The organism is Reyranella soli (assembly GCF_007992495.1).
Classification (GTDB): Bacteria; Pseudomonadota; Alphaproteobacteria; order Reyranellales; family Reyranellaceae; genus Reyranella; species Reyranella soli.
The window spans coordinates 55,436-82,011 of record NZ_BKAJ01000012.1 but is presented as its reverse complement, the minus strand read 5'-3'; the positions used below and the strand labels follow the sequence as shown (position 1 = coordinate 82,011).

At 67.0% G+C, this 26,576-nt stretch carries 26 protein-coding genes; 18 read left to right on the top strand and 8 right to left on the bottom strand.

From position 1 onward, the window contains the following. The first annotated feature begins 27 nt into the window (after positions 1-27). The 7 genes from RSO01_RS03750 to RSO01_RS03720 all read left to right on the top strand — a co-directional run bounded on the left by RSO01_RS03750 (position 28) and on the right by RSO01_RS03720 (position 7,190). Entirely contained in the window at positions 28-327 is a 300-nt protein-coding gene (locus RSO01_RS03750; protein WP_218037228.1) for an FtsB family cell division protein, read from the top strand. Between the two features lie 195 nt (positions 328-522). Continuing rightward, positions 523-1,572: a pyruvate dehydrogenase (acetyl-transferring) E1 component subunit alpha gene (gene pdhA / locus RSO01_RS03745; protein ID WP_147146336.1), complete on the top strand. Its 1,050-nt coding sequence runs from the start codon at positions 523-525 to the stop codon at positions 1,570-1,572. A gap of 6 nt (positions 1,573-1,578) precedes the next feature. After that, positions 1,579-2,967: a pyruvate dehydrogenase complex E1 component subunit beta gene (locus RSO01_RS03740; protein WP_147146335.1), complete on the top strand. Its 1,389-nt coding sequence runs from the start codon at positions 1,579-1,581 to the stop codon at positions 2,965-2,967. A gap of 16 nt (positions 2,968-2,983) precedes the next feature. Further along, on the top strand, positions 2,984-4,291 hold the full coding sequence (locus RSO01_RS03735; protein ID WP_147146333.1) for a pyruvate dehydrogenase complex dihydrolipoamide acetyltransferase: 1,308 nt from the start codon (positions 2,984-2,986) through the stop codon (positions 4,289-4,291). A 9-nt stretch (positions 4,292-4,300) separates the two neighbouring features. Then, complete coding sequence (gene lpdA, locus RSO01_RS03730) at positions 4,301-5,713, top strand: dihydrolipoyl dehydrogenase (RefSeq protein ID WP_147146331.1); 1,413 nt, start codon at positions 4,301-4,303, stop codon at positions 5,711-5,713. 6 nt (positions 5,714-5,719) lie between these two features. Then, entirely contained in the window at positions 5,720-6,688 is a 969-nt protein-coding gene (gene lipA / locus RSO01_RS03725; RefSeq protein ID WP_147146328.1) for a lipoyl synthase, read from the top strand. Then, on the top strand, positions 6,639-7,190 hold the full coding sequence (locus tag RSO01_RS03720; RefSeq protein ID WP_246158016.1) for a type II toxin-antitoxin system RatA family toxin: 552 nt from the start codon (positions 6,639-6,641) through the stop codon (positions 7,188-7,190). Before lipA ends, RSO01_RS03720 begins: the two co-directional genes overlap by 50 nt. Here RSO01_RS03720 and RSO01_RS03715 read toward each other — a convergent pair. Both RSO01_RS03715 and RSO01_RS03710 read right to left on the bottom strand, forming a co-directional pair. Beyond that, positions 7,150-7,641: a CinA family protein gene (locus RSO01_RS03715; protein WP_147146324.1), complete on the bottom strand. Its 492-nt coding sequence runs from the start codon at positions 7,639-7,641 to the stop codon at positions 7,150-7,152. The two genes, RSO01_RS03720 and RSO01_RS03715, sit on opposite strands and share 41 nt — an antisense overlap. 6 nt (positions 7,642-7,647) lie before the next feature. Further along, complete coding sequence (locus tag RSO01_RS03710; protein ID WP_147146322.1) at positions 7,648-8,805, bottom strand: bifunctional 2-C-methyl-D-erythritol 4-phosphate cytidylyltransferase/2-C-methyl-D-erythritol 2,4-cyclodiphosphate synthase; 1,158 nt, start codon at positions 8,803-8,805, stop codon at positions 7,648-7,650. Positions 8,806-8,931: 126 nt separating this feature from the next. Here RSO01_RS03710 and dusB point away from each other — a divergent pair, with 126 nt between their 5' ends. From dusB to RSO01_RS03655, 11 genes are all read left to right on the top strand, one after another. Next, positions 8,932-9,939, top strand: a complete 1,008-nt coding sequence (gene dusB, locus RSO01_RS03705) for a tRNA dihydrouridine synthase DusB (protein WP_147146321.1) — start codon at positions 8,932-8,934, stop codon at positions 9,937-9,939. Position 9,940: 1 nt separating this feature from the next. Next, positions 9,941-11,059 (top strand): two-component system sensor histidine kinase NtrB, encoded by a 1,119-nt coding sequence (locus RSO01_RS03700; protein ID WP_147146318.1) that lies wholly within the window; start codon positions 9,941-9,943, stop codon positions 11,057-11,059. Then, on the top strand, positions 11,056-12,534 hold the full coding sequence (gene ntrC, locus RSO01_RS03695) for a nitrogen regulation protein NR(I) (RefSeq protein WP_147146316.1): 1,479 nt from the start codon (positions 11,056-11,058) through the stop codon (positions 12,532-12,534). The genes RSO01_RS03700 and ntrC overlap by 4 nt, the downstream gene beginning before the upstream one ends. A 5-nt stretch (positions 12,535-12,539) precedes the next feature. Beyond that, entirely contained in the window at positions 12,540-14,771 is a 2,232-nt protein-coding gene (locus RSO01_RS03690) for a sensor histidine kinase (RefSeq protein WP_147146314.1), read from the top strand. A gap of 34 nt (positions 14,772-14,805) precedes the next feature. Beyond that, complete coding sequence (gene ntrX, locus RSO01_RS03685; protein WP_147146312.1) at positions 14,806-16,227, top strand: nitrogen assimilation response regulator NtrX; 1,422 nt, start codon at positions 14,806-14,808, stop codon at positions 16,225-16,227. 5 nt (positions 16,228-16,232) lie between these two features. Continuing rightward, the gene (locus RSO01_RS03680; RefSeq protein WP_147146310.1) at positions 16,233-17,096 is read left to right on the top strand and encodes a D-amino-acid transaminase; all 864 of its coding nucleotides are present in this window, start codon (positions 16,233-16,235) and stop codon (positions 17,094-17,096) included. Further along, positions 17,093-17,749, top strand: a complete 657-nt coding sequence (locus RSO01_RS03675) for an HAD family hydrolase (protein WP_170302820.1) — start codon at positions 17,093-17,095, stop codon at positions 17,747-17,749. The genes RSO01_RS03680 and RSO01_RS03675 overlap by 4 nt, the downstream gene beginning before the upstream one ends. Before the next feature lie 107 nt (positions 17,750-17,856). Beyond that, positions 17,857-18,105, top strand: a complete 249-nt coding sequence (gene hfq / locus RSO01_RS03670; protein ID WP_020696000.1) for an RNA chaperone Hfq — start codon at positions 17,857-17,859, stop codon at positions 18,103-18,105. Between the two features lies 1 nt (position 18,106). Then, positions 18,107-19,456 (top strand): GTPase HflX, encoded by a 1,350-nt coding sequence (gene hflX / locus RSO01_RS03665; RefSeq protein WP_218037226.1) that lies wholly within the window; start codon positions 18,107-18,109, stop codon positions 19,454-19,456. Positions 19,457-19,509: 53 nt separating this feature from the next. Next, a complete protein-coding gene (locus tag RSO01_RS03660) occupies positions 19,510-19,797 on the top strand; it encodes a co-chaperone GroES (protein WP_147146308.1) in 288 nt (95 codons plus the stop codon). Positions 19,798-19,801: 4 nt separating this feature from the next. Continuing rightward, the gene (locus tag RSO01_RS03655) at positions 19,802-20,641 is read left to right on the top strand and encodes an inositol monophosphatase family protein (protein ID WP_147146306.1); all 840 of its coding nucleotides are present in this window, start codon (positions 19,802-19,804) and stop codon (positions 20,639-20,641) included. Here RSO01_RS03655 and mazG read toward each other — a convergent pair. The 6 genes from mazG to RSO01_RS03625 all read right to left on the bottom strand — a co-directional run bounded on the left by mazG (position 20,638) and on the right by RSO01_RS03625 (position 26,572). Further along, positions 20,638-21,504, bottom strand: a complete 867-nt coding sequence (gene mazG / locus RSO01_RS03650; RefSeq protein ID WP_218037225.1) for a nucleoside triphosphate pyrophosphohydrolase — start codon at positions 21,502-21,504, stop codon at positions 20,638-20,640. The two genes, RSO01_RS03655 and mazG, sit on opposite strands and share 4 nt — an antisense overlap. Positions 21,505-21,579: 75 nt before the next feature. Further along, entirely contained in the window at positions 21,580-22,224 is a 645-nt protein-coding gene (locus RSO01_RS03645) for a hypothetical protein (RefSeq protein WP_147146304.1), read from the bottom strand. A gap of 85 nt (positions 22,225-22,309) precedes the next feature. Continuing rightward, positions 22,310-23,077: an MBL fold metallo-hydrolase gene (locus tag RSO01_RS03640; protein WP_147146302.1), complete on the bottom strand. Its 768-nt coding sequence runs from the start codon at positions 23,075-23,077 to the stop codon at positions 22,310-22,312. Beyond that, on the bottom strand, positions 23,068-23,871 hold the full coding sequence (locus RSO01_RS03635; RefSeq protein WP_147146300.1) for a TatD family hydrolase: 804 nt from the start codon (positions 23,869-23,871) through the stop codon (positions 23,068-23,070). The genes RSO01_RS03640 and RSO01_RS03635 overlap by 10 nt, the downstream gene beginning before the upstream one ends. Beyond that, positions 23,871-25,424 carry a methionine--tRNA ligase gene (gene metG / locus RSO01_RS03630; protein ID WP_147146298.1) on the bottom strand — a complete coding sequence of 518 codons (1,554 nt, stop codon included), beginning with the start codon at positions 25,422-25,424 and terminating at the stop codon, positions 23,871-23,873. Before metG ends, RSO01_RS03635 begins: the two co-directional genes overlap by 1 nt. Before the next feature lie 14 nt (positions 25,425-25,438). Further along, the gene (locus tag RSO01_RS03625; protein WP_147146296.1) at positions 25,439-26,572 is read right to left on the bottom strand and encodes a DNA polymerase III subunit delta'; all 1,134 of its coding nucleotides are present in this window, start codon (positions 26,570-26,572) and stop codon (positions 25,439-25,441) included. Between the last annotated feature and the right edge of the window lie 4 nt (positions 26,573-26,576).

The window sequence follows — 26,576 nt, the reverse complement described above, 5'->3', positions numbered from 1 at the left end:
TGCCTTATGGTGTCAGGAAGTTCGTATATGTTGTTGCGGCCACGTCAGATTCTGGCTCCGATCATCTTCGCTACGGTGTTCGGATACTTCGGCTATCACCTGGTGAACGGTGATCGCGGCCTGCTCGCCATGGTGCACCTGCAGCGCGAAGTGCTGGTCGCCGAGCAGAACCTCGCCGAAGCCGAGACCACGCGGAAGATCTGGGAGCGGCGCGTCTCTGCGCTGCGCAACCAGAGCCTCGATCCCGACATGCTGGATGAACGGGCGCGTGTGCTGCTGAACTTCTCACGCAAGGACGACATCGTCATCTTCACGCCGACGCGTTAGGAGCGCATCCGTGACGCGTTGATCAGGTTCGCGTCGCGGCCGGCTGAAACAAACTGTCGACGCGAAGGGGCCGTTGCAAACATTCTCTCAAATGCTGCGCCGCACGCTCTCTCGGCTGGTTTTTTGCTGCTAGATCAACCACATCGCTCCAGGCGATGCTATAAGCGGCAACGGGATACGCGGAGGGGAAATCATATGGCGAAGCCGGCCACGAAGCCGAAGGTCGAATCTTCTCCCGCCACGCCGACGGCATCGACCAGGCCCCCAGGTGCGGGTGACAACAGTGTCACCGCCGACCAGCTCAAATCCTTCTATCGCGACATGCTGCTGATCCGCCGCTTCGAGGAGCGGGCGGGCCAGCTCTACGGCATGGGCCTGATCGGCGGCTTCTGCCATCTCTATATCGGCCAGGAAGCCGTCGTTGTCGGCATGCAGTCGACGATCAAGCTGGGCGACGCCATCATCACCTCCTACCGCGATCACGGCCACATGCTGGCGGCCGGCATGGATCCCAAGGGCGTGATGTCCGAGCTGACGGGCCGGTCCAGCGGCTATTCCAAAGGCAAGGGCGGCTCGATGCACATGTTCAGCCGCGAGAAGAACTTTTATGGCGGCCACGGCATCGTCGGCGCCCAGGTGCCGATCGGCACGGGGCTGGCCTTCGCCCACAAGTACAACGGCAGCGACAACGTCTCGCTGACCTACTTCGGCGACGGCAGCGCCAACCAGGGCCAGGTCTACGAAGCCATGAACATGGCAGCCCTCTGGAAGCTGCCGGTGATCTACATCATCGAGAACAACCGCTACGGCATGGGCACCTCGGTCGAGCGCGCCTCGGCCGTCACCGAGCTCTATCGCCATGGCGAATCCTTCGGCATTCCCGGTGAGCGTGTCGACGGCATGGACGTCGTTGCCGTGAAGGCCGCAGGCGAGAAGGCGGTCGAGCACGCCCGCAATGGCGGCCCGTACATCCTCGAGATGCAGACCTATCGCTATCGCGGTCACTCGATGAGCGATCCCGCCAAGTACCGGACCAAGGAAGAGGTCGACAAGTATCGCAACGAGCGCGATCCGATCGACCATGTGCGCAAGCTGTTGCTGGATGGAAAGATGACCGACGAGACCGCGCTGAAGGCGGTGGATGCCGAGATCCGCAAGATCGTGAACGACTCTGCCGAGTTCGCCCAGCACAGTCCCGAGCCCGACCCGTCCGAATTGTGGACCGACGTCCTGGTCGGAGCCTGATCCATCATGTCGATTCCGGTTCTGATGCCAGCCCTCTCGCCAACCATGACCGAGGGGAAGCTGGCCAAGTGGCATGTGAAGGTCGGCGATGCGGTCAAGGCCGGTCAGGTGATCTGCGAGATCGAGACCGACAAGGCAACCATGGAAGTCGAAGCGGTCGATGAAGGCACCGTCGCCCAGCTCCTGATCGAGGAGGGCGCTGAAGGCGTCAAGGTCAACACGCCGATCTGCGTTCTCGCGGCCGAGGGCGAAAGCGTTGCTGACGCGGCCAAGGCCGCACCGGCTGCGGCGGCGCCTGCGCCCGAGCCGGCCCCCCAGCAGGCCAAGGTCGAAGCTCCGGCGACGGCAAAGGCGGCCGCTCCGGCCGCGCCCGCGGCATCCGCGCCGGCTGCGGAGCCGGAATGGAACGGCAAGACCGTGCACATGACGGTTCGCGAAGCCCTGCGCGACGCGATGGCCGAGGAGATGCGCCGCGACGGCAGCGTCTTCCTGATGGGCGAGGAAGTCGCGCAGTACCAGGGCGCCTACAAGGTGAGCCAGGGCCTGCTCGAGGAATTCGGCGCCAAGCGCGTGATCGACACGCCGATCACCGAGCATGGCTTCGCCGGCCTGGGTGTCGGTGCGGCGTTCGGCGGGCTGAAGCCGATCGTCGAGTTCATGACCTTTAACTTCGCCATGCAGGCGATGGACCAGATCATCAACTCGGCGGCCAAGACGCACTACATGTCGGGCGGCCAGATGACGAGCCCGATCGTCTTCCGCGGACCCAACGGCGCCGCCGCGCGCGTCGGCGCCCAGCATTCGCAATGCTATGCGAGCTGGTACGCCCACGTTCCGGGCCTGCGCGTGCTGGCGCCATGGAGCGCCGCCGACGCCAAGGGCCTGCTCAAGGCGGCGATCCGCGATCCCAACCCGGTGATCTTCCTCGAGAATGAGATCCTCTACGGCCAGTCGTTCGACGTGCCGGAGGATCCCGATTTCGTGCTGCCGATTGGCCGCGCCAAGATCGAGCGGCCGGGCAAGGACGTCACCATCACGGCGTTCTCGATCATGGTCGGCAAGGCGCTGGCTGCGGCCGACGAGCTCGCCAAGCAGGGCATCGATGCCGAGGTGATCAACCTTCGGAGCCTGCGCCCGTTCGACACCGAGACGATCGTGAACTCGGTCAAGAAGACCAACCGCCTGGTCTCGGTCGAGGAGGGCTGGGCCTTTGCCGGCATCGGCTCGGAGCTTGCCGCCCAGATGATGGAGCAGGCGTTCGACTGGCTCGACGCGCCGGTCAAGCGCGTGCACGGCGCCGACGTGCCTCTGCCTTACGCCGCCAATCTCGAGAAGATGGCCCTGCCGCAGCCCGAGAACATCGTCGAGGCTGCCCGCGAAGTCTGCAATCGCTGACGCGGGATCCTAGACCATGTCGATCAATATCCTGATGCCCGCGCTGTCGCCCACCATGACGGAGGGCAAGCTCGCCAAGTGGCATGTCAAAGAAGGCGATACCGTCAAATCCGGCCAGGTGATCTGCGAAATCGAGACCGACAAGGCGACCATGGAAGTCGAGGCGGTCGACGAGGGAAAGGTCGGCCGGATCGTCGTGGCCGAGGACACCGAAGGCGTGAAGGTCAACGCCGTCATCGCCATCCTGCTGGAAGAGGGCGAGACGGAAGTTCCCAAGGATGCCGCAGCGCCGGCCGCTGCGCCTCCGGCAGCAAAGCCTGCACCCGCTGCAGCGCCTGCTGCTGCCGCCGCGCCGGCTCCTGCCGCGCCAAAGGCTGCACCTGCGGCCGCTCCGGCACCTCAGCCAACTGCCGCATCAAGCGGCGCGCGTATCTTTGCGTCGCCGTTGGCCAAGCGAATCGCTGCGGAGAAGGGGCTCGATCTTTCGCGCATCAAGGGCAGTGGTCCCAACGGCCGCATCGTCAAAGCCGATGTTGAATCCGCCAAGCCGGGTGCCGCACCCGCCGCGGCTCCTGCAGCCGCGCCAGCGCCTCGGCCGGCACCGGCGGCCGGCGTGCAACCGGTGTTCGTGGCGCCGGGCGACTCGCGCGTGCCGCACACGGCGGTCCGCAAGGTCATCGCGCGGCGCATGCTCGAGTCCAAGCAGACCGTGCCGCACTTCTACCTGACGGTCGACCTCGAGATCGATGCGCTTTTGGCGGCGCGCCAGGCGATCAATGCCGTCGCGGAAAAGAAGGGGACCAAGGTCTCGGTCAACGACATGGTGATCAAGGCATGCGCCAAGGCGCTGCGTGATCATCCCGAGTGCAACGCCTCGTGGACCGAGGACGAGATGATCCAGTACGGCGCGGTCGACATCTCGGTCGCCGTCGCCACCGATCGCGGCCTGATCACGCCGATTGTGCGCAACGCCGACATGAAGGGCCTGGCGCAGATCGCGACCGAGATGAAGGACCTCGCCGCACGGGCCAAGATCGGCAAGCTCAAGCTCGACGAGTTCCAGGGCGGCGGCTTCACCATCTCCAACCTCGGCATGTTCGGCATCCAGAGCTTCTCGGCCATCATCAACCCGCCGCAGGCCATGATCCTGGCCGTCGGTGCGGGCGAGGAGCGGGCGGTCGTGCGCAAGGGCCAGCTGGTCGCGCGCAACATGATGAGCTGCACGCTGGCGGTCGATCACCGCGTGGTCGACGGCGCCATGGGCGCGCAGTTCCTGCAAACGCTGCGCGCCTATGTCGAGCAGCCCGCTTCCATGCTGGTCTAGGAGCGCATCATGGCCGACACCAGCTTCGACATCATCATCGTCGGCGGCGGGCCGGGCGGCTATGTCGCCGCGATCCGCGCGGCGCAGCTCGGCCTCAAGACCGCCGTCGTCGAGCGCGAGAACATGGGCGGCATCTGCCTCAACTGGGGCTGCATCCCGACCAAGGCGCTGCTGCGCACTTCGGAGGTCTTCGGCCTCATCAAGCATGCCGATTCGTTCGGGATTTCCGTCAAGGATTTCTCCTACGACGCCAAGAAGGTCGTCGAGCGTTCGCGCAAGGTCGCGAACCAGCTTAGCAACGGCGTCAAGATGCTGATGCGCAAGAACAAGATCACGGTGTTCGACGGCGACGCCAAGCTCGCGGGCAGCGATGGTGGGCAGCGCAAAGTTGCCGTCGCGATGAAGGACAAGAGCAACGTCGCGCTCACCGCCAAGAACGTGATCCTGGCGACGGGCGCCCGTGCCCGCCAGCTTCCCGGCCTCGAGTCCGACGGCAAACTCGTCTGGACTTACCGCGAAGCGATGGTACCGCCGGAGTTTCCCAAATCACTCCTGGTGATCGGGTCGGGTGCGATCGGGATCGAGTTCGCGAGCTTCTATCGCACCATGGGCGCCGAGGTGACGGTTGCGGAGGTGCTCGACCGAATCCTGCCCGTCGAGGACGAGGAGGTCTCGGCCTTCGCCAAGCGCGCCTTCGAGAAGCAGGGCATGAAGATCCTGACGGCCGCCACGGTCGGCGGCCTGAAGAAGGGCAAGGACAGCGTCACCGCAACGATCACGGCCGGCGGCAAGAGTCAGGACATCACCGTCGACCGCGTGATCAGCGCCGTGGGCATCGTCGGCAATGTCGAGAACCTGGGGCTCGAAGGTACCAAGGTGAAGGTCGAGAAGACCCACATCGTGATCGATCAATGGGGCTTTACCGGCGAGCCGAACGTCTATGCTATCGGCGACGTCGCCGGACCGCCGTGGCTGGCCCACAAGGCGATGCACGAAGGCGTGCTGGTGGTCGAGAAGATCGCCGGCGTGAAAGGCGTTCATCCGATGAAGACCGAGAACATCCCGGGCTGCACCTACTGCCAGCCGCAGGTGGCGAGCATCGGCCTCACCGAGGCGGCCGCCAAGGCCAAGGGCCTGCAGCTCAAGGTCGGCAAGTTCCCGTTCATCGGCAACGGCAAGGCGATCGCGCTCGGCGAGCCCGAGGGCTTCATCAAGACCATCTTCGACGCCAAGACCGGCGAGCTTCTGGGCGCCCACATGATCGGCGCCGAGGTGACCGAGTTGATCCAGGGTTACAGCATCGCCAAGACGCTGGAGACCACCGAGGCCGAGCTGATCGCCACGGTGTTCCCGCATCCCACCCTGTCGGAAATGATGCACGAGTCGGTACTGGCGGCGTACGGACGAACGCTCCATATCTAGGCCGTCATGGACGGAACCCCCAACGACCTGGGCGACAGGCTCCCGCTGAGCCGCGCCGAGCGCCATCCCGAGAAGGCGCACCGGCCGGACAATCCCATCCGGCGCAAGCCGGATTGGATCAGGGTGCGTGCACCGAACTCGCCGGAATATGCCGAGACCAAGCGCCTGATGCGCCAGTACGGGCTCGCCACGGTGTGCGAGGAGGCGGCCTGTCCCAACATCGGCGAGTGCTGGAAGCAGAAGCACGCCACCTTCATGATCATGGGCGAGACCTGCACGCGGGCCTGCGCCTTCTGCAACGTCGCCACGGGCAAGCCGGGCGCCCTCAATCCGCACGAGCCCGCCAACATCGCCGAAGCTGTCGGCAAGCTCGGCCTCGGCCATGTCGTGGTGACGTCGGTCGATCGCGACGACCTTTTGGACGGCGGGGCAGGGCACTTCGCGGCGGTCATCACCGCATTGCATCACCAGGCGCCCAACACGACGGTCGAAGTGCTGACGCCCGACTTCCTGCGCAAGGAGGGGGCCATCGCGACCGTGGTGGCGGCACGTCCGGACGTGTTCAACCACAACCTCGAGACGGTGCCGCGTCTCTATCCGACCATCCGGCCCGGTGCGCGCTACTTCACCTCGCTGCAATTGCTCTCCAAGGTGAAGGAAATCGATCCCTCGATGTTCACCAAGTCCGGCCTGATGGTCGGTTTGGGCGAGACACGCGAGGAGATCCTGCAGGTGATGGACGACCTGCGCGCGGCTGACGTCGACTTCCTCACCGTCGGCCAGTACCTGCAGCCGACACCCAAGCACGCCCCAATCGACCGCTTCTGGACGCCGGCCGAGTTCGATGAGCTGGCGACGCTCGCTCGCGCCAAGGGCTTCCTGATGGTCTCCGCCTCGCCACTCACGCGGTCGAGCTATCATGCCGGTGACGATTTCGCCCGTCTGCGCGCCGCACGCGCAGCCCGTTCTGCGTGAGCTGGGCCGCTTGAGCGTCACACGCCATACCGAGCGACGGGTCGTCGCCTATACGCCCATGCAGCTGTTCGAGCTGGTGGCCGACGTGCCGCGCTATCCCGAATTCCTGCCGTGGTGCCATGCCGGGCGCATCCGGCGCCGCGAAGGAGCCAACGTGCAGATCGCCGAGCTGGCGATCGGTTTCGGCCCGTTCCACGAGAAGTTCGCCTCGCGCGTCGTTCTGGCGCCCGACGCGCCGGGCGGGCCGCGCATCGACACCACTGGCATCGAAGGGCCGTTTCGCCGGCTGGTCAGCCGTTGGATCTTCCATCCGCATCCCGACGGCTGTCAGATCGACTTCGAGCTGGAGTTCGATTTCCGCTCGATGCTGCTGCAGCAGACCGTGCGCCTGCTGTTCGCCGAAGCGGTGAAGCGCATGGTGGGCGCGTTCGAAGCGCGCGCCAAGGCGCTCTACGGCAAGCCTAACGTTCAGCGAGCGACGCCAGTATCGTCAACGCGGTGATCGTCGCCACGCGGCGAATGCCGTCGCGGTCGCCTGGGAAGACGTGACGCTCGGCGATGATGTCGTGGCCGGTACGGGCGCCGGCGAAATGAACGAGGCCGACCGGCTTTTCAGCCGTGCCGCCGCCGGGGCCGGCCACGCCAGTGACCGATACCGCAAGATCGACGCCCGAGCGGGCGAGGGCGCCAGCGGCCATGGCGCGCGCCACGGGATCGCTCACCGCGCCATGGCCCATCAGGGCATCCCACGGCACGCCCAGCATCTCGCGCTTGGCCTCGTTGGCGTAGGTCACGTAGGCGCGCTCGACGACGTCCGATGAACCCGCGATCGCGGTCAGCGTCGCGGCGACCAGGCCGCCGGTGCAGGACTCTGCAGTGACGAGCTTCAGCCCGCGCTTGCGACAGGCATGCAGCACACGCTCAGCGGCGTCTCTCATTTCGTGATCGAACATCCGAACCTATCTCCTCGGCACCTCGACCGTCGCCACCGCCTGCGCCGCGATGCCCTCGCGGCGGCCGGTGAAGCCAAGCCCTTCCGTCGTCGTCGCCTTGACGCTCACTCTGTCACGATCAATGCCGGCGATGCGAGCGATGCTTTCGACCATGGCGTCGCGATGCGGCCCGATGCGCGGCGCCTCGCAGACAAGGGTAAGGTCGAGATGGACGATGCGCCCGCCGGCCGTCGCCAACAGATCGACGGCGTGGCGCAGGAAGCGGTCGGACGACACGCCGCGCCATTGCGGATCGGATGGCGGGAAATGCTTGCCGATGTCGCCGGCGCCGATCGTACCCAGAAGCGCATCGGTCAAAGCATGCAGGGCGACGTCGGCGTCGGAATGCCCGGCGAGCGCCTGGCTGTGCGGAATGGTGATGCCGCCCAGCATCACGTGATTGCCGGCGGCAAAGCCGTGCACGTCGAAGCCGAAGGCGGTGCGCGTTTCCATCGTCGAGACCATGTCGTCGGTCGTTGTGATCTTGCGGTTGTCGTCGTGCCCCTCGACCATGACGACACGCAATCCGGCGCGTTCGGCGACCGCCGCATCGTCGGTGAGGGCGCTCGTCTCGTGCCTCGCGAGCGATGCCGCCGCCCGGTGTGCCGCGAGCAGTTCGGCGAAGCGGAAGATCTGCGGCGTCTGGGCCCGCCACAGGCCATTGCGCGACACCGTTCCGGCCAGGAGGCCGGCATCGTCGACCTTCTTCAGCGTGTCGGCGACCGGCACGCCCAGGACCGCTCCGTCTATGCCCGGACGCAAGGCTTCCAGGCAGCCGATGATGTCGGATACCCGCACATACGGCCGAGCGGCATCGTGGATGGCCACCAGGTCGGGCGCCTGCGCGGCCAGGGCTTCCAGCCCGTTCAGGACAGATTGTTGCCGGCTGGCACCGCCAACGACCGGCGGCGGCAGGCCCATCCCCCCGACAGCCGCGCGGTAGTGCCCTTCGTCACCGGGCGCGATGACGACCTGGACATGGTCGATGCCCGGCGTCGCCTGGAACACCTCGAGGGTGCGGCGCAAGACGGGTTGGCCTGCCAAAGTGGCATATTGTTTGGGCAGGGGGCCTCCGAAGCGGCTCCCCCGGCCTCCGGCGACGATCAGGGCGGTGCAGGTTGGCACGGCCGGCTAGATAACACTGGGTCAACAATTGCGCACTCAGGACCGCTTGCGCACCCTGCCGGGACCCGCTATTGCTCGCCCAATTATTGTGCACTGCACAAGATGCCTATAAACTGATCAGTAGCCATGGTTTGCACACTGCGTCTCCAACCCGTCGATATCGGCGATGTCCGAATCGACGACCCCGTCATCCTGGCGCCCATGTCGGGCGTGACCGACATGCCTTTTCGCCAGATGGTGAAGCGGGGCGGGGCGGGACTTGTCGTCTCCGAGATGATCGCCTCGGCGGCCATGGTGCGCGAGAATCGCAAGACGCTGCTGATGGCGAAGAACTCGCCGGAAGAGTTTCCAATGTCGGTCCAGCTCGCGGGCTGCGAGCCCGAGGTCATGGCCGACGCGGCCAAGCTGAACGAGGATCGCGGCGCCGCCATCATCGACATCAACTTCGGCTGCCCGGTAAAGAAGGTCGTGAACGGCCATGCCGGTTCGTCGCTGATGCGCGACGAAGTGCACGCCGCGAAGATCCTCGAAGCCACGGTGAAGGCCGTGAAGCTGCCGGTGACGCTGAAGATGCGCACCGGCTGGGACTCGACCAACCGCAACGCGCCCAACCTCGCACGCATCGCCGAGGCCTGCGGCATCAAGTTGCTGACCGTGCATGGCCGCACGCGCTGCCAGTTCTATGACGGCCACGCCGACTGGGCGTTCGTCGCCGACGTCAAGGCGGCAACGAAGCTACCGGTGATCGTGAACGGTGACATCAACACCCTCGACGACGTCGACACGGCGCTGGCGCAGTCGGGCGCCGACGGCGTGATGGTCGGCCGTGGTGCCTATGGCCGCCCGTGGTTCCTGAACCAGGCGATCCACTATCTGCGCACCGGCGAGCGGCTGGCTGATCCGTCGCTTGCCGAGCAGTACGCCATCGTGCGCGCGCACTTCGAAGCGATGCTGTCGCATTACGGCCAGGAGACCGGCGTGCGCATGGCCCGCAAGCATTTGGGCTGGTATTCCAAGGGCCTTCCGGCGTCGGCCGAGTTCCGCGCCGCCGTGAACCGCGAGACCGAGCCCGCCAAGGTGCGCGCCCTGCTGGCCGCGTTCTTCCTGCCCAACCTCGAGCGGCAGGCTGCCTAGGATGCCGGTGCAGCCCCTCAAACGCGCCAACGCGACGAGCGATCAGTTTCCGACGGCGCTTCTCGATTCGCTGTCGGAGGCGATCGTCGTCGTCGATGCGCGCGGGCTGATCCACTACGCCAACCTGTCGGCCGAGCAATTCTTCGGCGTCGGCCGCACCCGCCTGGTCGGCCATCCGCTCGACGAGTTCGTGCCTGAGGACACGCCGCTCTTCTCCCTGCTCGAGCAGGTGCTGTCGACCGGCGGTGCGGTCGCCGAGAACGGCGTCACGCTGGCATCGCCGCGCATCGGCAATCGTTTCTGCGCGCTGCGCCTCTCGCCGATCGTCGACAGCGACGGGCTGGTCGCGGTCTCCCTGGTCGAGCAGACCATCGCCCGCAACATCGACCGCCAGATGTCGCATCGCAGCGCGGCCCGCTCGGTGAGCGCGCTCGCCGCCATGCTGGCGCACGAAGTGAAGAACCCGCTGTCCGGCATCCGCGGCGCGGCGCAGCTGCTGGAGCAGTCGGTGCCCGACTCCGAGCGCGAGCTGACCAGCCTGATCTGCGAGGAGACCGATCGCATCGTCGCCCTGGTCGACCGCATGGAGGCCTTTGCCGACGGCCGGCCGATCGACCGCAGCCCGATCAACATCCACCAGGTGCTGAACCACGTCCTGCGCATCTCCCAGAACGGCTTCGGCAAGGGCGTGCGCTTCGTCGAGACCTACGACCCTTCGCTGCCCGACGTGCATGGCGACCGCGACCAGCTCATCCAGGTGTTCCTGAACCTGGTGAAGAACGCCTGCGAGGCGCCGGGCGACGGCGAGCGCGAGATCGAGTTGTCCACAGCCTACCGGCACGGCCTGCGCCTGGCCGTCCCCGGCCAGCAGGCCAAGGTCAACCTTCCCTTGGTGGTTTCGGTCCGGGACAACGGCCGCGGGGTGTCCGACGAAATCCGCGCCCATCTATTTGACGCCTTCGTCACCAACAAGCCCACCGGAACTGGCCTGGGTCTTGCGTTGGTAGCCAAGATCATCAACGACCACGGCGGGGCAATCGAGTTCGACAGCGAGCCCGGCCGTACGACATTTAGGGTTATGTTGCCGTTGCAGTTGCAGATTTCGCGGCCCGCTCAATGAGCGGAGCCAACACCATCCTGGTCGCCGACGACGACCGGGCGATCCGCACCGTCCTGCATCAGGCGCTGGGCCGGCAGGGCCACAATGTGCGCAGCACAGGGGCTGCGTCGACCCTGTGGCAATGGGTGCAGGAGGGCGAAGGCCAGTTGGTCATCACCGACGTGGTGATGCCCGACGAGAACGGGCTCGACCTGGTGCCGCGCATCCGCAAGCTGCGACCGGACCTGCGCATCATCGTCATGAGCGCACAGTCGACGCTGCTCACCGCCGTGCGCGCGACCGAGCGCGGCGCCTTCGAATACCTGCCCAAGCCGTTCGATCTCAACGAGCTGATCTCGGTGGTGAACCGCGCGCTGTCGGCGCCGGCGACGCCCATGCAGCGCAGCATCCAGGCACCGGAGGAGGGCGAGCGCCTGCCGCTGATCGGCCGCTCGCCGGCCATGCAGGAAATCTACCGCGCCTTGGCGCGGCTGATGTCGACCGACCTTACGGTGATGGTCACCGGCGAATCGGGCGCCGGCAAGGAACTCGTGGCGCGTGCGCTGCACGACTACGGCAAGCGCCGCAAGGGGCCGTTCGTGGCGCTCAACATGGCGGCGATCCCGCGCGAACTGATCGAAAGCGAGTTATTCGGCCATGAGCGCGGCGCGTTCACCGGCGCCGTGCAACGCTCGGCCGGCAAGTTCGAGCAGGCGTCCGGCGGCACGCTGTTCCTCGACGAGATCGGCGACATGCCGCCCGAGGCGCAAACCCGCCTGCTGCGCGTGCTGCAGGAAGGCGAGTACACCACCGTCGGCGGCCGCACGCCGATCAAGGCCAATGTGCGCATTGTCGCCGCCACCCATCGCGACCTGCGTCGCCTGATCCAGCAGGGACTGTTCCGCGAAGATCTGTTTTATCGCCTGAACGTCGTGCCGATTCGCCTGCCGCCCCTGCGCGAGCGGCTGGACGACATTCCCGAGCTCGCCAACCACTATCTGCAGGCGGCGACCGCCGACGGCCTGCCGGCCAAGGTGCTGTCGCCCGAAGCCATGGCGCGGCTGAAGCAGCATCGCTGGCCGGGCAACGTCCGCGAGCTGGTCAACCTGGTGCGCCGCCTGTCGGCGCTCTACTCCGAGGAAGTGATCGGCGTCGAGACGATCGAAGCCGAGCTTGCCGACGCCATGTCGGCGCTCGAGCCGGAGCCCGCCGCGGGCGACTCCGTCGCTGCCGATGTGTCGCTGGCCGACGCCGTCGATCGCCACCTGCAGGCATTGTTCGCGGCCCACGGCGATCGCCTGCCGCCGGATGGCATGTACGATCGTGTCATTTCCGAGGTCGAGCGTCCGCTGTTGTCCCTGGCCCTTGGGGCAACGCGCGGGAATCAGTTGCGCGCGGCCCGCCTCTTGGGGCTCAATCGCAATACGTTGCGCAAGAAGATCAAGGACCTCGACGTCCCCGTGGTACGTACGCCGCAGGTCCGCCGAGGCGGGTGACTATAGTGACAGCTGCGCTGGGCGTTTCACGCTTGGGCGATGCGACAGCGGTGGTGGCCCGCAGGCTGGGCGGCCGCGCCGCCGCCATATCGTTGGCAGTGCTCGCCATGCTCGCCGGTGCGGCGACCTATGCCTGGCTGGCAGGCTTCGTCCCCACCGCCCTGAATACGCGCGGCTGGATCACCGGCCTGCTGGTCGCCGACCTGGTGATCGCCGTGGCGCTGGTGGCGCTGCTGGCGGTGCGGCTGACCCAGCTCTGGCTCGACCGCCGGCGCGGCGCGGCGGGCTCGCGCCTGCACATGCGGTTGGTGCTGGTGTGCAGCCTGTTCACCATCACGCCGACCCTGATCGTGACCATCATTCTGTCACTGCTGGTCATCAACCTGACCGACTTCGTGGTGAAGCCGGCCCAGGCCTCGTACGAGGCGGCGCGGGCGATCGGCGAGCCGGTACGGCGTGCCCGTGAAGAGGAGATCCTGCGCGACATCGGCGCCGTTGCGTCTTCCCTGCAGGCGATCGGCATCGATGCCGTGCGCGACAAGGAGGCGACGACCAGCCTGCTGAAGCGCCTGATCGACGGCCGGCCGATCATCGAGGCGATCGTCATCGATGCCGACAACGGCGTGCTGGAGCGCGCCGTGGCGCCCAACGCCGAAGGCCTCAAGGATCCGACCCCATCGGCTCAGGCGCTGTGGCGCGCCGTCAGGCAGAACGGTCCGGTCGAGATCCAGGCGCCCGACGGCGCCTATTTCGTCATGCAGCTCTTCCTCGGCGAGCCGCTGTTCCTGGTCACCGGCCATTCCGTCGACCTGCGCGTCGTCGACTACATCAAGAGCATCGAGTTCGCTGGCTCCTTCTACTCGCAGATCGAGCAGGCCATGCAGCGCAGCCAGCTCCTGATCTTCGTGATCTGCGGCGCCATTGCGCTCCTGATGCTGCTGGCTGCGGTGTGGCTCGCCATCCTGTTCGCCTCGCGCCTGACCGAACCGATCGGCGGATTGATGGCCGCGGCCGAGCGGGTGAGGGGCGGCGACCTGACGGCGCGCGTCGAGGAGGGGCCGCTCAACGACGAGCTCGGCCAGTTGACGCGCTCGTTCAACCGCATGGCCAGCCAGATCGAGCAACAGCGCGGCGACCTCATCGATGCCAACAAGGAGCTCGACACGAGGCGGCGGCTGACCGACGCGGTGCTGGCTGGCGTCTCCGCTGGCGTGCTGAGCGTCGACATCACCGGCATCATAAGCCGCACCAACCGCTCGGCGCTCGAGCTGCTGGCCCTGCCCGAGGACGGCGTGATCGAGCGCCCGCTGATCGCCGTGATGCCGGAGCTGGCGCCGCTGGTCGAGCAGGCGGGCGATCGACCCGATCGCGTCACGCAAGGCCAGGTCGAGATCCTGCAGGGCGGCACGCGGCGCATCCTGCTGGTGCGCATCAGCGCGGCGTCGGATGCGGGCTCGGTCGTCACTTTCGACGACGTCACCGACCTCATGTCGGCGCAGCGCATGGCGGCGTGGGGCGACGTGGCGCGCCGCATCGCGCACGAGATCAAGAACCCGCTGACGCCCATCCAGCTCTCGGCCGAGCGGCTGAAACGGCGCTACCTCAAGCAGATCAAGGACGACCCGGAAACCTTCTCGATCTGCACCGACACCATCATCCGCCAGGTCGGCGACATCGGCCGCATGGTCGACGAGTTCTCCTCGTTCGCCCGCATGCCACGGCCGACGGTGAAGCCGGAGGACGCCAAGGAGCTCTGCCAGCAGTCGCTGTTCCTGCAGCGCCAGGGCAATCCCGACATCCGCTATGTCTCGACCTTGCCCGATCGTCCGGTGCCGCTGATCTGCGACCGACGGCAGGTGTCGCAGGTCCTGACCAATATCCTGAAAAATTCGGCCGAGGCGATCGAGGGCAGGGCGGTGGCACACGGCCAGACCTTGCCCCCGGGCGAGATCACGCTGTCGCTGCGCGACGATGATGCCACCGTACGCATCATCGTCGACGACAACGGCAAGGGGCTGCCCAAGGAAGGCCGCGAACGGCTGACCGAGCCCTATATGACCACGCGCAGCAAGGGTACGGGCCTGGGCCTCGCCATCGTCAAGAAGATCATGGAAGATCATGGCGGCTATCTCTCCCTGGATGACCGCGAGGGTGGCGGGGCGCGCATCAGTCTGGTATTCCGACGTGACGCGAAGGAAATCGCGTCGGTTCGTGCGCATGCGACGGCCGCACAATGATCCGCACATAACATCGCGGACAGTTTGAAGAGTCATGGGCCACGATATTCTCATCGTCGACGACGAGCGCGACATCTGCACGCTGATCGCGGGCATCTTGGAAGATGAGGGCCACACCGCCCGTCGCGCCCACAACAGCACCGAGGCCATCGACGCCGTGCGCCAGCGCCGGCCGGCGCTGGTGATCCTCGACGTCTGGCTGCAGGGCAGCGAGCTCGACGGCTTGCAGATCCTGGAAGTTATCCGCCGCGAGGAGCCGCCGGTGCCCGTCGTGATGATCTCGGGCCACGGCACGATCGACACCGCGGTGTCGGCCATCAAGACCGGCGCCTACGATTTCATCGAGAAGCCGTTCAAGGCCGATCGCCTGCTGCTGGTGGTCGACCGCGCGATCGAGGCCGATCGGCTGCGGCGCGAGAACGTCGCCTTGCGCCGACGCGCGGGCGGCGAGGTGACGTTCGTCGGCTCCTCGGGCACGGCCGCCAACGTGCGCAGCCAGATCGAACGCGTGGCGCCGACCGGCAGCCGCGTGCTGATCACCGGCCCCTCGGGCGCCGGCAAGGAGACCGTGGCGCGGCTGATCCACCAGGGCTCCAAGCGGGCTGACGGCCCGTTCGTTATCGTGAATTGTTCGGCCCTGCCGGCCGAGCGGCTGGAGATCGAGCTGTTCGGCACCGACGGGGAAAGCGGTGCGGAGGTGCTGCGCGTCTCGGGCGCCTTCGAGATGGCGCATGGCGGTACGCTGCTCCTGAAGGAGGTCGCCGACCTGCCGGTGCCGCTGCAGAGCCGGCTGGCGCGCGTGCTGCAGGAGCAGTCCTTCACCCGCGACGGCGGCACCACCAAGGTCGAGGTCGACGTCCGCGTGCTCGCCTCGACGGCGCGTACCCTGCAGGACGAGATCGCGTCCGGCAGCTTCCGCGAAGAGCTTTTCCACCGCCTGAACGTCGTGGCCTTGCGCGTGCCGCCGCTCAGCGAGCGGCGCGAGGACATTCCCGAAGTCGCCAACGACCTGCTACAGCGCGTCGCCGACGCCACCGGCCTGCCGGCGCGGCCGATCGGCGAGGACACGCTGGCGGCGCTGCAGGGCCACGACTGGCCAGGCAACATCCGCCAGCTCCGCAATGTCATCGAGCGGCTGTTGATCCTCGCCCCTGCCGGCGGTGGGCCGATCCGCGCCGATGCTCTGCCCAACGACGTGAGCGAGGACGCTCCGTCAGTGCTACGCTGGGAGAAGGGCGGCGAGATCATGCAGCTGCCGCTGCGCGATGCGCGCGAGGTCTTCGAGCGCGAGTACCTGCTGGCCCAGGTGACGCGCTTCGGCGGCAACATCTCGCGCACCGCGACCTTCGTCGGCATGGAGCGCTCGGCGCTGCACCGCAAATTGAAGTCGCTCGGCCTGCATGGCGGCGCCCCTGACAATGGCGGCGAGGCCGCGACCGAGACCCGAGGAGCGTAAAAGAGATGGCGCGTTATGCCTACGTCAATGGACGCTATGTCGATCACCGCGAAGCGAGCGTGCACATCGAGGATCGCGGCTACCAGCTCGCCGACGGCGTCTACGAGGTCGTGGGCGTGCGCGACGGCAAGCTCATAGACGAGAAGCTGCACATCGATCGGCTCGGTCGGTCGCTGGGTGAACTGCGTATCGACTGGCCGGTGGCCCGGCCGACGCTGGGCTTCATCATCCGCGAGCTGATGCGCCGCAACCGCCTGCGCGACGGCCTGGTCTACATGCAGGTGACGCGCGGCGTGGCGCGCCGCGACCATGCCTTCCCGACCAAGCCGGTGAAGCCCGCGCTGGTTCTGACCACCAAGAACAGCAAGCGCGCCGAGCCCGATCCCGGCCCCGGCATCGCGGTCAAGAGCCATCCCGACATCCGCTGGGAGCGTTGCGACATCAAGACGGTGGCCCTGCTGCCCAACGTGCTGGCCAAGCAGGCGGCGCGCGAGAGCGGCGCCTATGAGGCGTGGCTGGTCGATGGCAAGGGCAACGTGACCGAAGGCGCCTCGACCAACGCCTGGATCGTCACCAAGGGCGGCGAGCTGGTCACCCGCGCCACCGACAACGCCATCCTGGCCGGCATCACGCGCCATACCTTGAAGGTGCTGGCGGGCGACCTGCAGCTGAAACTGGTCGAGCGGCCGTTCACCCTGGCCGAGGCCAAGGACGCCAAGGAAGCCTTCATCACCAGCGCCACCTCGTTCGTGACGCCGGTGGTCAAGATCGACGGCGACACGGTGGGCGACGGCAAGGTCGGGCCGACGGCCCGCCGGCTGCGCGAGGAATACGTGCGCTTCGCGGCCGACGGCGAGGCGGTTACGTGAGCCGACCGCAAGGTCTGAAACCGCCACGCGCCATCCTGTTCGATTGGGACAACACGCTGGTCGACACCTGGCCGACCATCGTCGAGTGCTATCGCGACACCTTCACGGCGCTGGGCCACACGCCGTGGACGGCACAGGAAGTGAAGGACCGCGCCCACGGCTCCTTGCGCGATGCCTTTCCAGCATTATTTGGCGTGCGCGCAGGCGAAGCCGAAAAAGTTTTCTACGAGACCTTCTTTCGCATCCATCTCGAGCGTTTGACACCGTTGCCGGGAGCGGAGGAGCTTCTGGCGCGCTGCAACGATCTCGGTTGCTATGTCGCGGTGGTGAGCAACAAGGTCGGCGACAATCTGCGGGCCGAGCTTGCCCATCTCGGTTGGCAGCGCTGGATCAAGCGGGCGGTGGGCGCGCGCGACTGCGTGCGCGATAAACCCGCACCCGATCCCATCTACAAGGCGCTCGACGGCACGGGAATTGCCCCGGACGAGACGGTCTGGATGGTCGGTGACACCCCGGCAGATCTCAAATGCGCCCATGCGGCCGGCTGTTTGCCGGTCCTGGTGGGCGGCGCGGAGGAGCTGACAGGGCTGCTGCTCGACCATCCGCCGCGGCTAAGAGCACGCAATTGTAATCACTTGGTGGCATTGCTTTGACCTGATCACCCCCTATATTTGAGCCAACTCGGTAGCGGGTACTGAGACCCGCGCCTTTCCAACGGCTGCCCAAAAAGCAGTCGGACGCCCAGCAAGAGGCCAAGAACATGAGCGAGAAAGCACAGAACGTTCAGGACGTCTTCCTGAACCACCTGCGCAAGAACAAGACGCCCGTCACGATCTTCCTTGTGAACGGCGTCAAACTGCAGGGCATTGTTACCTGGTTCGACAATTTCTCGGTGCTGCTGCGCCGTGACGGCCATTCGCAGCTTGTGTACAAGCACGCGATCTCGACCATCATGCCGGTCACGCCGGTGCAGCTGTTCGACGGCGACAAGGCCGACGCAGCGGGCTGATTTGAGCGAAAACCACGAGCTGAACGGACACGAAAGGCGCAAGCGCAAGCCCGAGGACACTGTCCGCCCGCGGACAGTGGCTGCCGTGCTGTCGCCTTATGCGCCCGGTGTGCATCGTGAGGAGCGTGATCGCGAGGCCAAGCTCGGGGAGGCGGTCGGGCTCGCCCGCGCCATCGATCTCGATGTGCGTGTGGCCGAGACCGTGCCGTTGCGTCGTGTCACGCTGGCCACGCTGATCGGCAAGGGCGTGGTCGAGCGCGTGAAGGACAATGTGAAGGAGCAGGGGATCGGGCTGGTTGTCGTCGACGACCGGCTGACGCCCGTACAGCAGCGCAATCTCGAGAAGGCGCTAGAGGCCAAGGTCATCGACCGCACCGGCCTCATCCTGGAGATCTTCGGCGCGCGCGCCCGCACGCATGAAGGCCGCCTGCAGGTCGAACTGGCGGCGCTCGACTACCAGCGCGGCCGCCTAGTGCGGTCGTGGACCCACTTGGAACGCCAGCGCGGCGGCTTCGGCTTCCTGGGCGGGCCCGGCGAATCGCAGATCGAGATCGACCGCCGCCTGATCGGCGAGCGCATCGTGCGCATCAAGCGCGACCTCGAAGGCGTACGCCGCACGCGCGCCGTCAACCGCGCCGGGCGGCGCAAGGCGCGCCTGCCGACGGTGGCGCTGGTCGGCTACACCAACGCCGGCAAGTCGACGCTGTTCAACCGGTTGAGCGGCGCTGCCGTGATGGCCAAGGACCTGCTGTTCGCCACGCTCGATCCCACCATGCGGTCGATCAAGCTGCCCAACGGCAAGCCTTGCGTGATCTCCGACACCGTCGGCTTCGTTTCCGACCTGCCGACCCATCTGGTCGAGGCCTTCCGCGCCACCCTCGAGGAGGTGCTGGAAGCCGACCTGATCGTCCATGTCCGCGACATCGCCCATCCCGACAGCGAGCAGCAGCGCGCCGACGTCGAGGCCGTGCTGCAGGACCTCGGCGTGATCGAGGAAGGGGGAGGGCGGCTGATCATCGAGGCGCTCAACAAGATCGACACCCTGCCGGCCGACATCCGCCACCGCCTGGAGACCCGGTCCCATACCGGCGCTGAGCGGGCGCGGCAGTATCCGGTCTCGGCCATGACCGGGGAGGGCGTCGACCAGCTTCTCGAGGCGATCGGCGGCTTCCTTGGCCGTGCGGGCGAGGCGCGTGAGGTCGAGGTGCCGCTTTCCGACGGCGCCACGATCGCCTGGCTCTACCGTCACGGCGAGGTCCGCAGCCGCCAGGATGACGGCGAAATCGCACGGCTGACGGTCGCGCTGGACGCCGCTGCATCGGCGCAATTCGAGCGCCGCCTCGCGCGTTGACACTGGGCTGCCCGGCTACCTATAAGCGGCCCACTCCATTCGAAGGAAACACCATGAAATTCAAGCCCTTGCACGATCGGCTGCTGCTGAAGCCGATGACCGCCGAGACCAAGACCAAGGCCGGAATCATCATTCCCGACACCGCCCAGGAAAAGCCCATGCAGGGTGAGGTCGTGGCCGTCGGCAAGGGCAAGCGGCTGGAGGACGGCCGCCTGCAGGCGCTCGACGTCAAGGTCGGCGACAAGGTGATCTACGGCAAGTGGTCTGGCACCGAGGTCAAGCTCGGCGGCGTCGAGCACGTGATCCTGAAGGAAGAGGACCTGTTCGGCATCGTCGGCTGACGACATGCTGGGCTCGGCCGATGCGGAGCGCGTCGGCGAGCTGATGCGCGAGACGGCGGCAGCCGAGCTGCTGCCGCGCTTTCGCTCGCTCGCCAAGGAAGACATCAGGCTCAAGGGGCCGGGCGACTACGTCACCGTGGCCGACGTGGCCTCGGAGCAGCGTCTCGCGAGCGGCCTCGCCAGGATCTTGCCTGGCGTGCCGGTCGTGGGCGAGGAGGCGGTCGAGAAGGAGCCCGACCTGGTCGACCTGATCGCGCGGCCGGGCGAAAGCTGCTGGGTGGTCGATCCGCTCGACGGCACGGCCAACTTCGCAAGCGGCAAGGACCGCTTCGCCATCATCGTCTGCCTGGTGCGCGACACCGTGGCGGTGGGCGGCTGGATCCTCGACCTGCCGACCGGACGGATGGCGATGGCGCTGAAGGGCGAGGGGGTCACCCTCGATGGTGCGCCGGTCAGGCGACCGGAGCCCGTTCGGCCGCCGATCGGTTTCGTCGGGTACAAGGTCAAGAAGGAATTCGACCGCCAGCTTCCGGCTGACAAGCGCAGCTCCCTGGGGCGTGTCTCGACCCTGAACTGCGCCGGCGCGGAGTACCACGAGATCCTGGCCGGCCGGGCGGACTTCAATCTCTATCGCATGACCAAGTCGTGGGACCACGCGGCCGGCACGCTGATGATCGCGGAGGCGGGCGGCGAGGCGCAGCGCTTCGACGGTAAGCCCTATGCGCCGGCGCAGCCGATCAACAGCGGCCTGATCGCAGCAATCCGTCCCCAGACCCTGGCCCAGGTGCGCACCCTGTTCGAGGCGGTGCGCATGCCTCTGCTGGCGGGGCTGCCGAAGATTTAAGAACGGAGCGCGGACCTGGAGGTCCGCGCTCCGATGATTCGCGCCTTCGTCTTCGCCTCCTGCCAGAGGGCTTCCATCTCCTCGAGGGTGGCGTCGGCGGGCTTGCGGCCGCCCTCGGCCAGGCGCTTTTCGATGTGGCGGAAGCGGCGCTCGAACTTGTCGTTGGTGGCGCGCAGCGCCGCCTCCGGGTCGACCTTGCAGTGCCGGGCGAGGTTGGCGACGGCGAACAGCACGTCGCCCAGTTCGTCGGTCAGCCGCTCCTGGTCCGCCGTCCCGGCCGCGAGTTCGGCCCGCAACTCGCCCAGCTCCTCCTCGATCTTGTCGATGACCGGGGCCGTCTTCTTCCAGTCGAAGCCGACCCGGGCCGCCCGCTTCTGGATCTTCTCGGCGCGCAACAGGGCGGGGAGGGCCCGCGCCACCCCGTCCAGGGTGCCGGCCGGCTCCTTGCCCTTGGCGGCCCGCTCCGCCGCCTTGCGCGCTTCCCAGGAGACGGTCTGGGCTTCGGCCGTGTCGATCTTGGCGTCGCCGAACACATGGGGGTGCCGGTCGACCATCTTGTCGGCCACGGCCTCGGCCACCTCGGTGAAGCCGAAGGCGCCGGCCTCGCTGGCCATCTGGGAGTGGTAGACGACCTGCAGCAGGAGGTCGCCTAGCTCTTCCTTGAGCGCCGGCAGGTCGTCGCGCTCGATGGCGTCGGCCACCTCGTAGGCTTCCTCGATGGTGTACGGCGCGATCGTCCGAAAGGTCTGGTCGATGTCCCATGGGCAGCCGTGCCGGCGGTCGCGCAGCCAGGCCATGACGGCGAGCAGGCGGGCCATCGGCTCGCGGGGCAGCGAGTCCGCCGTGGGACGTTCCGACGCCATGACGCTTATCCTCAACTCCGGTTATCGTATAATATATATTATGACAAATATATCTATATTCGTAATATCAATGGACTACCAGTTAATACGTATATTCTGCTTTAAGAGAGCCAAGAGCTTCAGCCCGCGGGCGGTGTCACTGGTCGGCACGCCCAGCGTCATCAGGATGCCCTCCTTGGGATTGCCCGGACGCTGCATCACCAGGTCGAACACCGTGCGGGTCTCGCTGTCGCCTTGGCCCTTGGGCACGTTCTCGTAGACGATCAGGAAGGTGCCGTCGCCGAGCTTGCGGGCCTGGGCCTGGACGCTCGGCCGGCGGGCCGTGATCGAGCCGCTCTTGGTGGCGGCGTAGTGCTCGGCGTCCTTGACGCCCTCGAAGGCGAAATCGACCCGCCAGATGATCAGGCGGTAGTGCTTGTCGAGGCTGTAGGCGACGCCCCGCTCCCAGTCCTCGGTTGCCTGCCAGCCCAGCGGCAGGGCCAGCTCCACCTTGATCGAGCCGAACTGAACCCGGGCAAATCCCTGGGCGCTGTCGACGACAGCGACCCGCGACGATACCTGGTTCGGCCCGCCGGCGATGATGGGATCGACACCGCGGTTGAAGCTGGCGCCATTGTCGTTGATTGCGAAGTCCCGGAAGGTCAGCCCGCCGGCATCGAGATCGGCCGCCCGGGCCGGAAAACCGGCAAAAACGGTCCCCAGACCCGCCAACAGGAACAAGCGGCGACCGGACTCGTTTTGTCTCGCTTGATGCGTAAGTTTTGGAACGCCTTCCAATCGTCTGATAATAATGGATTATTCTCCATTAGATTTCGATGACCAGCCCGTCGTGGCAGGGCCGGACATGCGCCGGTGTCAGTCGATCGAGCTCAGCATAGTCCATATCGACGTGGAGATTGGTCAAAAACGCCCGCCGGGGCGCAATCCTGGCGATCCATTCCAGCGCCCGTTCGAGATGGGCGTGGGTCGGGTGCGGGCGGTAGCGCATGGCGTCGACCACCAGCACGTCCACCCCAGCCATCGTCTCTAGGGCGGCGTCTGACAGCGTCACGCAGTCGTTGGCATAGGCGAACGACCCGAAGCGGAACCCCAGCGAGGTGGCGATGCCGTGGTCCTGCACGAACGGCCGTACGGGCAGGCCCGCGGCCACGAACGGCCCGTCGATGCAATGGTGCCGATAGATCGGATTGTAGAAGCCGTCCTCGGCCGCGAAGCAGTAGCTGAAGCGCCGCAGCAGAATTTCGTAGGTCCGTTCGTCCGACCACGCCTCGATCGGTCCCTGGCGCAGCGTGTACGGCCGGATGTCGTCGATGCCGTGCACCTGGTCGGCGTGCTCATGGGTCCACAGCACGGCGTCGATGCGATCGACCCGGGCGTCGAGGAGTTGGGCGCGCAGGTCGGGTGAGGTGTCGATCAGGATGGTCTTGCCCTGGTCCTGCACCAGGATGGAGCAGCGCCGTCGGCGGTTGCGCGGATCGTTGGGGTCGGCGGCGCCCCATTCGCCGTCGCCGCCCGTGCCCCCTACCCTTGGTACGCCACCCGACGTGCCACAGCCCAGGATCGTCACCCGCACCTCGCGCCCTCCAGGTTGGCGCGCTCGGCCTTGGCGAACAGCCGGAAGAAGTTGTCGGTCGTCGCAGCCTCGAGCTCGGCGACGGAGACGTCCTTCAGCTCGGCCACCTTGGCCGCGGTATGGGCGACGAAGGCGGGCTCGTTGGTCTTGCCGCGCTTCGGCACGGGCGCCAGGTAGGGCGCATCGGTCTCGACCAGCAGCCGGTCGAGCGGGATGTCGCGCACGATGCTGCGCAGGGCCTCGGCCGCCTTGAAGGTGACGATGCCCGAAATCGAGATGTACATGCCGAGCGCCAGCGCCCGGTGCGCCACCGCGGCACCCGAGCTGAAGCAGTGGATCAGGCCCGGAAAGGCGCCCTTGGCGTGCTCCTCCTCGAGGATGTCGCCGGTCTCGCTGTCGGCATCACGGGTATGGACGATCAATGGCAGGCCGGTCTGGCGCGCCGCCGCGATATGGGCGCGAAAGCTCTCGGCCTGTTCGGCGCGCGGGCTGTGCTCGTAATAGAAGTCGAGGCCGGTCTCGCCGATGCCGATCACCTTGGGATGCCGTGCGGCCTCGATCAGGCGATCGGGGGTGCGCTGCCCCTCCTCCTTGGCCTCGTGCGGATGCACACCGACCGAGCACCAGACATTGCCGTGGCGCTCGGCGATGGCCCGCACCTTGTCGAACTGGTCGAGTCGGGTGCCGATGGTCAGCATGCCCGCCACGCCTGCGGTACGCGCGCGCGCCAGCACGCCGCTCTCATCGGCCTGAAGCTCGGGAAAATCGAGATGGCAGTGGCTGTCGATCAGCATCAGCTGGCCGCCTTTGCCGGCTCGACGAAGCGCGGGAACACGCCCTGCGGCGCCGGCAGTGCCGTGCCCGACACCACCTCCTTGTCGAAACAGGCGAACGTCCGATCGGCCGCCGCTACAGCGAGCTGGTCGAGGATCTTGCCCGCCGAGTCCGGCATGAAGGGCTGCACCAGCAAGGTCACGCGCCGGATGGTCTCGGCCAGCACCCACAGCACGGTGTCGCGCCGCACCGGATCGGTCTTGGCGAGCGCCCACGGCGCCTGCGCATCGACATAGCGGTTGGCGTCGGCGATCACTTCCCAGATCGCGATCAGCGCGCGATGGAAGGCCTGCTCGTCGATCTCGCCGCGCACCGTGGCGAGCAGGCCCTTGGCGCGATCGAGCAGCGCGGTGTCGGCCTCGACGATCGCTCCCTTGGCCGGCACCTTGCCGCCGCCGCTCTTGGCCACGATCGACAGCACACGCTGGCAGAGGTTGCCGTAGGCGTTGGCGAGGTCGCCGTTCAGGCGGCCGATCAGGGCCCGGCGCTGCAGGTCGCCGTCATTGCCGAACGGCACCTCGCGCAGCAGGAAGTAGCGCACCGGATCGAGCCCGTAGCTCGCCACCAGTTCCACCGGATCGATGACGTTGCCCAGCGACTTGGAGATCTTCTGGCCTTCGTTGGTCCACCAGCCGTGCGCGAACACCCGCTGAGGCGGCGCCACGCCGGCCGACATCAGGAAGGCCGGCCAGAACACGCAATGGAAACGGATGATGTCCTTGCCCACCATGTGCAGGTCGGCCGGCCAGTACTTCCATAGCGGATTGCTGGTGTCGGGATAGCCGCACTCGGTGATGTAGTTGGTGAGCGCGTCCAGCCAAACGTACATGATGTGCTTGGAATCGCCCGGCACCGGGATGCCCCAGGAGAAGCTGGTGCGCGACACCGAGAGGTCCTGCAGGCCGCCCTTCACGAAGCTCATGACCTCGTTGCGCCGGCTCTCGGGCGCGATGAAGCGCGGGTTCTTTTCGTAGAAGTCGAGCAGCCGGTCGCTCCACGTCGACAGCTTGAAGAAGTACGACGGCTCCTCGACCCATTCGACCTCGGCGCCCGAGGCGGTCGCGCGGCGCTTGCCGTCGGTGCCGACCTCGGTCTCGCCTTCGACGAAGTAGGCCTCGTCGCGCACCGAGTACCAGCCGGCATACTTGCCGAGATAGATGTCGCCCGAGGCGACGAGCTTCTCCCACAGCGCCTGCGAGGCCTCGTGATGGCGCGGCTCGGTCGTGCGGATGAAGTTGTCGGGGCTGTAGTTCATCACCTGGACGAGGTCGCGGAACGACTGGCTGACCTTGTCGGTGAAGGCCTGCGGCGCCAGCCCCGCGGCGGCGGCCGCCTTCTCGACCTTCTGGCCGTGCTCGTCGGTGCCGGTCAGGAAGTGCACGTCGTAGCCGTCGAGCCGCTTGAAGCGGGCCAGCACGTCGCAGGCGAGCGTCGTGTAGGCGTGCCCGATATGGGGCACGTCGTTCACGTAGTAGATTGGCGTGGTGACGTAATAGGTACCGCGGCCCGACATGATGACCGAACTCTTCAGCGCATTGCCGATTGGAGGGCGAGGAAGCTGCCCAGCACCGTTTGCTTGCGGTCGAGATTGACCCGGTCGGCGCCTGACAGCAGTTCGGCGGCCTTTTCCCATGCAACGATCCAGCGATCAAGGCTGGCCGCCGCCAGCAACCGCGCCTGCAGGCCGCGCTCGGCTGGCACGACGGGTGCAGCTTCTCCGCCCAGTGCCGACTGCCGCGCCAGGCCCTTCAGCCAGCCGTCGAACAGGTAGTTCAGCGAGCGCCAGGCGGCGTTCGCCTCCTCGCCGCGACGCGCGAAGCGCTCGGCGAAACCGTGCAGGCGCGCCATGTCGAGCTCAGGCAGGGTCGCCAGCACCGACACCATCTCGCTGTAGAGCTCGAGGCTGCCCGCACCGGCGAGTTCCAGCGCGCGGCCGATGCTGCCTTCGGCAAGCCGAGCCAGCGCCGCCCTCTCCTCCGCCTTCACATCCGGTGCGTAGTCGCCCAGCAGGCGCTCGACGATGTCGTTGGCGAGCGGCTGCAGGGCGAGCCTGCGGCAACGCGAACGGATGGTCGGCAGCAAGCGGCCCGGCGCATGCGCCACGATCAGCAGCACGGCATTGGGCGGCGGCTCTTCCAGGATCTTCAGCACCGCGTTGGCGCTGTTGCGATTCATCTCGTCGGCCGAATCGACGATGGCGACGCGCCACTGCCCCATCGCCGGCGTCATGTGCATGAAGGCGCCGAGCTCGCGCACGTCGTCGACGGCGATCTCGGCACGCATGCGCCCGGTATCGGGATTGAGCGTGCGCCTGAGATGGAACAGGTCGGGATGCGAGCGAGCATCGACCAACGACCGGCCCGGCGCATCGGCCGCCACGTCGAGACCTTCCGGCGCGCCGCCGCCGAACAGCCCGCCTTGCTGCGAGCCGCACAACAGGAAGCGCGCGAAACGCCAGGCGAGAGTCGCCTTGCCGATGCCGCGCGGGCCCGCCATCAGCCAGGCATGGTGCAGCCGGCCGCTCCCGTGCGCCGCGAGCATGGTCTTCTCGGCCGTCTCGTGGCCGAGCAAGCGCACGGCCCGCCACGGCGGCGGCCAGTGGTAGGGCCATTCGAGCTTCTCCAGCTCGCTGGCGTCGACGCTCGCCTTGCCCCTCGCCATTCCG